Below are 5,947 nucleotides of genomic sequence, written 5' to 3' on the forward strand. Positions count from 1 at the left end.
GCCGCGAGCACGAGCCGCGCGGCCGCGAGCACGCGCGCATCCGTCGTGCGTTCGCCCGCACGCCGGTCGTACTTCGGCGCGTCCGCATCGGCGCGCAGCAGCAGACGCTCGGCCGCGCGCCGCGCGCGGATCTCGGCGCGCTGCGCGGCGCGCGCGGACTGGCGTTCGAGCAGCTCACCGCTGACGTCCGGCAGGTCGACCACGACCTGCACGCCGAGCCCTTGCAGGATCTGGAAGACCTTGCCCCACTGGACGGTGTCCGCGCCGCGCTCGGCCTTCACCATGAACGACTCGCTGACGCCGACGCTGCCGGCCGCGTCGTCCTGACGCAACTGCTGCGCCTTGCGTGCGGCGCGGATCACGCCGCCGATGTCGGACGCCTGTTCGATCGTGTAACGCATGGAGCACTCCGGTGACGGCCGCGACACGCGCAGCCGTGGCGGACAAAAAACTGTACGAACGAGCAGTATTGCACGTCGACGCCGAAATTCAAGTGAAAACCGTGCGATCGGCAAGTTTTCGACACTCATCGAGGGCTTCGGATGAAAAACCGTGCAATCGAACAGTTTTATCGCCTTGCTCGCGCCGAATCCTAAGATGTACAGTTCGGCGCCGATGCATGTCGCGCGAAACTGTACTCTTGTCTGTGTGCCCGATGTGTGTACGCGCGGCCGACTGTTCTGCTTTTAAGCTTCCATCATCAAGTACACAGTGCCGCCGATCCTGCCGTCCCGGATCCACCGGCATCGATAGACGGAGGTCAGGGTGATGGAAAAGGCAAAACCGGAGTGGTACGCCGCGCGTCGCTGCGGCGCCGCGCACCGCCGCGACGCGCGCGGCGGCGTGGCGGGCATGCGCGCGGCACGGAGCGCGCGATGAAGCTCTACGAAAAGCTCGCGGACGACATCGAGCGCTTGATCCGCCAGGGCGTGTACCGGCACGGCGACCGCATACCGTCGGTCCGTCAGGCAAGCCAGCAGCATCGGATCAGCATCACGACCGTGCTGCATGCGTACCTGCTGCTCGAAAGCCGCGGCTTGCTCGAAAGTCGGCCGCAGTCGGGCTACTTCGTGAACCTGCGCCGCGACGACGCGCATGCGCCGGTGCGCGAACTGCGTGCGTCGAAGCCGATCGCGATCTCGTCGTCGGTCGACGTGAGCCGGCTCGTGCTGTCGACGCTGCGCGCGATCGGCACGGACGACGCGGTGCCGCTCGGCTCGCCGTATCCGGACCCGAGCCTGTTTCCGTTCGAGAAGCTGAACCGCTACGCGTATGCGGCCGGGCGCGACAAGTCGCTGTGGGGCGTGACCGACGGGCTGCCGCCCGGCCATCCGCGGCTGATCCGGCAGATCGCGCGGCGCTACCTCGAAAACGGCATGTCGGTCGATCCGAACGAGATCATCGTGACGGTGGGCGCGACGGAGGCGATCAACCTCTGTCTGCAGGCGGTCGCCAAACCGGGCGACACGATCGCGGTGGAGTCGCCGACGTTCTACGCGATGCTGCACGCGATCGAGCGAATGGGGATGAAGGCGATCGAGGTCGCGACGCATCCGGAATACGGGATCGACATCGCGGCGCTGGCGGCGATCGCGAAGTCGCAGCCGATCGCTGCGTGCATGGTGATGCCTAACTTTCAGAACCCGCTCGGTTTTCAGATGCCGGACGAGCGCAAGCGCGAGTTGGTCGAGTTCGCCACGCGCGCGAACATGCCGCTGATCGAGAACGGCGTGTACAACGAACTGTATTTCGGCGACTCGCATCCGAGCACGCTGAAGTCCTACGATCGCAGCGGCATCGTGCTGCACTGTTCGTCGTTCTCGAAGAGCCTGACGGCCGCGTACCGGATCGGCTGGGCGCTGCCGGGCCGCTATCGCGATCAGGTCGAGAAGCTGAAGTTTCTGAACACGCTCGCGACACCGTCGCTGCCGCAGCTCGCGATTGCGGAGTTTCTCGAACGCGACGGCTACGAGCATCACCTGCGGCGCTTGCGCAAGGCCTACGCGCAGCAGGCGAACCTGATGCGCGCGATGGTGTCGCGCTTCTTTCCGGAAGGCACGCGCATCTCGAGCCCGGCGGGCGGCTACGTGCTGTGGATCGAGCTGCCCGCACAGGTCGACGCGATGCGGCTGTATCAGCTCGCGCTCGACGAAGGGATCACGATCGGGCCCGGCTACATGTTCTCGATCACCGACAACTATCGAAACTTCATCCGGCTGAACTACAGCAGCCCGTGGTCGCCGGAAATCGAGCAGGCCGTGATTACGGTCGGCAAGCTGGCCGCCGGTTGCGTGCGCTGACCGACGCGCGGCGCGAGCCGCTCAGCGCAGCGACCACACGCCCCAGATCGCGATCAGCAGGCCGACGCCGAGGCCGCAGCCGAGCAGCAGGTAGGTTTCCATGTCGAATCTCTGAAGTGGCACGATGCCGGCGATGCGGCCGACCTGCGCATCGTACGCTTGCGAGCTTTCAGAACCCATGCGCACGCGCCGCCGAATCGCGCTCGCGTGCGGCAGCGCCGTCGGCTGCCGTCCCCGGCGCGGTCGGTGTCGGCGTGTGCGGTCGCACGCCGGATTCTCAGATGGTCTGCAAGGCAGCGACGAGCACGACCAGCAGCACGGTGCGGCGAAACAGCGTCGGCGACATGCGGTCGCGCAGCGGCCGCACGGCCACATGCCGGCGATCGCAGGCAGGCTCGCGGCGGCCGAGATCGCGAGGTCCGCGGCGCGCGCGCGTGCGGCGCCGCTGATCGTCGCGATCGGCGTGACGTCAGCCGCCCGTCACGGGCGGAAAGAACGCGACCTCGCTGTCGTCGCGGACGACGAAGTCGCCCGTCACCATCTCGAGATTCACGGCGGCCCGCACGGGCCGGTCCATCCGCAGTGCGTCGGCGCTGCGTGCATCGCGCGCGGCGAGCGTGCCGCGCAGCGCGTCGACCGTGAGTTCGCTTGCATCGATGTCGACGGTTTCCTCGTCGACCTGCAGCTGTTCGCGAATGCTCGCGAAGTACTTGATCGTCAGTTTCATGTCGTTCAGCCCCAGCGACGCATCGCCTGATCGTCGAGCGCCTTCGCTTCGACCCAGCCCGACGCGCCGTCCTGACGGATCTCCTTCTTCCAGAACGGCGCGTGCGTCTTCAGGAAGTCCATCAGGAATTCGCATGCGTCGAACGCGGCCGCGCGATGGGCGGCCGCGACGACGACGAGCACGACCGGATGGCCGAGCGGAATGCGTCCGACGCGATGCACGATCCTGACCGTCTCGAGCTGCCAGCGAGCGGTCGCTTCTTCGACGATGCTCCAGAGCGCCTGCTCGGTCATCGTCGGATAGTGTTCGACTTCGAGCGCGACGACGTCGTCGATGTCGCCTTCGTTGCGCACGACGCCGAGAAAATTCACGACCGCACCGACGTGCGGATTACGCACGATCGGCGCAAGCTCGACACCCGCATCGATCGGCTGATACTGCACGCGCACTTCGAAACCGGCGGCGATCGCCGGCAGCGGCGCGCCGTGCGGCACGGCCGTTTCATGCGGATGTTCGCCGCGCAGCGGATCGTCGGGCGGCTCGGCGTGGGGTTCGGTGAAGGTCGTCATGACGGTTCTCCAGGAGGCGATCGGCCGGCATCGCGCGGCGGCGTGTCAGCCGCCGACGAGCGACATGCGCACGGTCGGATAGGGATGGCGCGGCGTGCGGGCGGCGCGCGCGGCGCGCGCGGCGCGTTGCTCGGATGCGCGGTCGCCGCGCTGGGTCCAGCGCGCGCGAACGGCGGCGACGAGGCCGTCGAACGGCGTCGCATCGTCGAGCCACGGCCGCAGATCGGTGCCTTGCGTCGCGAACAGGCACGTGTAGAGCGTCCCGTCGGCCGATACGCGCGCACGCGAACACGTGCCGCAAAACGGATGCGACACGCTCGCGATGAAGCCGACTTCGCCGCCGCCGTCGACATGACGGCAGCGGATCGCGGTCGCGTCGTGCGCGGGCCCGCCGACGGCGACGAGCGGATACTCGGCGTCGATCAGCTCGCGCATCCGCGCGGCCGTCACGACCTTGTCGTGCGACCACCCATAGGCGCCGCCGACGTCCATGTATTCGATGAAGCGCACGCTCACGCCCGTATGACGGAAGTGGCGCACGAGCGGCAGGATCTGATCGTCGTTCGCGCCGCGCTCGATCACCGCATTGACCTTCACGGGCGCGAGGCCCGCGGCCTGCGCGGCTTCGATGCCGGCCAGCACGCGAGACACGGGTACGTCGGCATCGCTCATCCGGCGAAACACCGCGTCGTCGCGCGCGTCGAGGCTGACGGTCACGCGCGCGAGCCCGGCGTCGCGCAGCGTGCGCGCTTTCGCGGCGAGCAGCGCACCGTTCGTCGTCAGCGCGAGCTCGACCGGACGGCCGTCGACGGTCGTCAATGCGGCGAGCCGTTCGATCAGCGTTTCGAGGTGGCGGCGCAGCAGCGGCTCGCCGCCGGTGATCCGAATCTTTTCGACGCCGAGCGACACGAACGCGCGCGCAATCCGTTCGAGCTGCGCGAACGACAGCCGGTCGGCCGGCGGCATGAACGCATAGTCCGAGCCGAAGATCTCGCGCGGCATGCAGTAGCCGCAACGGAAGTTGCATCGATCGATGACGGACAGCCGCAGATCGCGCAACGGGCGGTCGAGCGTGTCGACCGTGCGGAGGAGGGCGTCGGACGCTGCGTCGCCGGACACGGCGGCGCCGGCCGGCGCGGCGGAAGCGATGGCGTTCACGATCGGTTCGTCGGCCTGCATCGGGTAAGCGGGGCGGCGTCGCGGTGCGGTCGCGTGCGGATGCACGGGCCGCGGCGAGCCTCCTCGTGAGGATAGTGCGCGCGCGTGGGCCGGCAGAGGCACAATCGCACGCGAAATGCAGGGATACAGTTCGCGTCGGCGGACGCTGCGCGCAGCCTGGTCATGCGAGCCAGCGCGCGAAGTCGTAATACGGTACGGCGTCGCCGCGCGCGATCCGTTCGCCGGCCGGCACGCGCGCGAGACCGCTCGCATGCGCGAGCGAGTTCAGCGTGCCCGCGCCCTGCTGCCGCAGCGCATCGAGCAGCGGCAGCCCGTTCGGCGCGACGTCGCAGCGCACGCGGATGAAGCGCTCGCGTTGCGGATCGGGTTCGACGTCGATGTCGAGCGGCAGCGACGGCACGACCGGCAGCCGCTCGGCACGCCCCTGCAGCCGACGGATCAGCGGCGCGACGAACAGCGCGAACGCGGTCGTCGCGGCGCCCGGATTGCCGGGCAGCAGCACGACCGGCCGCGCATCGAGTCGCGCGAGCGCGACCGGCTTGCCGGGCTTCATCCGCACGCCCGACACGACGAACGACGCGCCGAGCGCGTTCAGCGTGCCGCGCAGCATATCCTTGTCGCCGACCGATGCACCGCCGACGCACACGACGAGCTCGCAGCGTGCATGCAGGTCGCGCAACGCGCGCTCGACGGCGTCCGCGGTGTCCTGCGCATGCAGGTTCGCGACGACCGCCGCGCCGGTGCCCGCGACCAGCGCAGCGAGCATCGGCGCATTGCTGTTGTAGATCTGTTGCGGCGCAGGCGGCGCGCCGCACGCGACGAGTTCGTCGCCCGTCGTCAGAATGCCGACCCGCAGCGGCGGCCGCACGCCGAGCGTCGACACGCCTTGCGCGGCCGCGACGCCGACGTGCATCGCGCCGAGCCGGACGCCGGCCGGAATCAGCAGATCGCCCGCGCGCAGTTCCTCGGCGCGCCGCCGGATATGCGTGCCGGCGCGCGGCGGGGCGTCGAACGTCACGCGGCCGTCGCGCTCGTGCGCGTGCTCCTGCATCACGACCGTGTCGGCGCCGGCCGGAATCGGCGCGCCCGTGAAGATCCGCGCGGCCGTGCGCGGCGCGAGCGGCGCAGGCGCATCGCCCGCATAGCAGCGCTGCGCGACGCGCAGCGGCTCC

At 69.2% G+C, this 5,947-nt stretch carries 7 protein-coding genes; 1 reads left to right on the plus strand and 6 read right to left on the minus strand.

The genetic code is table 11. The annotated features are described in order from the left end of the window. The coding region (locus tag HMPREF3115_RS22755; RefSeq protein WP_070556181.1) for a helix-turn-helix domain-containing protein at positions 1-401 on the minus strand (401 nt) is incomplete at its 3' end. Positions 402-875: 474 nt separating this feature from the next. On the opposite strand from HMPREF3115_RS22755, the gene HMPREF3115_RS22760 reads away from it, so the two are divergent. Continuing rightward, positions 876-2,300, plus strand: a complete 1,425-nt coding sequence (locus HMPREF3115_RS22760) for an aminotransferase-like domain-containing protein (RefSeq protein ID WP_070556189.1) — start codon at positions 876-878, stop codon at positions 2,298-2,300. A gap of 21 nt (positions 2,301-2,321) precedes the next feature. On the opposite strand, the gene HMPREF3115_RS31695 is transcribed toward HMPREF3115_RS22760, so the two are convergent. The 5 genes from HMPREF3115_RS31695 to HMPREF3115_RS22780 all read right to left on the minus strand — a co-directional run. Then, entirely contained in the window at positions 2,322-2,480 is a 159-nt protein-coding gene (locus HMPREF3115_RS31695; protein ID WP_006407359.1) for a hypothetical protein, read from the minus strand. 289 nt (positions 2,481-2,769) lie between these two features. Beyond that, complete coding sequence (moaD, locus tag HMPREF3115_RS22765) at positions 2,770-3,027, minus strand: molybdopterin converting factor subunit 1 (RefSeq protein WP_006398844.1); 258 nt, start codon at positions 3,025-3,027, stop codon at positions 2,770-2,772. Positions 3,028-3,032: 5 nt separating this feature from the next. After that, positions 3,033-3,596: a molybdenum cofactor biosynthesis protein MoaE gene (locus HMPREF3115_RS22770; RefSeq protein ID WP_070556183.1), complete on the minus strand. Its 564-nt coding sequence runs from the start codon at positions 3,594-3,596 to the stop codon at positions 3,033-3,035. 45 nt (positions 3,597-3,641) lie between these two features. After that, a complete protein-coding gene (gene moaA, locus HMPREF3115_RS22775; protein ID WP_070556185.1) occupies positions 3,642-4,775 on the minus strand; it encodes a GTP 3',8-cyclase MoaA in 1,134 nt (377 codons plus the stop codon). 160 nt (positions 4,776-4,935) lie between these two features. After that, positions 4,936-5,947 (minus strand): molybdopterin molybdotransferase MoeA (locus tag HMPREF3115_RS22780; RefSeq protein ID WP_070556187.1); only part of this gene is annotated, 1,012 nt, incomplete at its 5' end.

The organism is Burkholderia sp. HMSC10F09 (assembly GCF_001806955.1).
GTDB lineage: Bacteria > Pseudomonadota > Gammaproteobacteria > Burkholderiales > Burkholderiaceae > Burkholderia > Burkholderia multivorans.

Bases quoted from the DNA above. Each gene is read 5' to 3' on its own strand.
- HMPREF3115_RS22760 (WP_070556189.1), top strand. From the start codon at position 876: ATGAAGCTCTACGAAAAGCTCGCGGACGACATCGAGCGCTTGATCCGC.
- HMPREF3115_RS31695 (WP_006407359.1), bottom strand. From the start codon at position 2,480: ATGGGTTCTGAAAGCTCGCAAGCGTACGATGCGCAGGTCGGCCGCATC.
- moaD (WP_006398844.1), bottom strand. From the start codon at position 3,027: ATGAAACTGACGATCAAGTACTTCGCGAGCATTCGCGAACAGCTGCAG.
- HMPREF3115_RS22770 (WP_070556183.1), bottom strand. From the start codon at position 3,596: ATGACGACCTTCACCGAACCCCACGCCGAGCCGCCCGACGATCCGCTG.
- moaA (WP_070556185.1), bottom strand. From the start codon at position 4,775: ATGCAGGCCGACGAACCGATCGTGAACGCCATCGCTTCCGCCGCGCCG.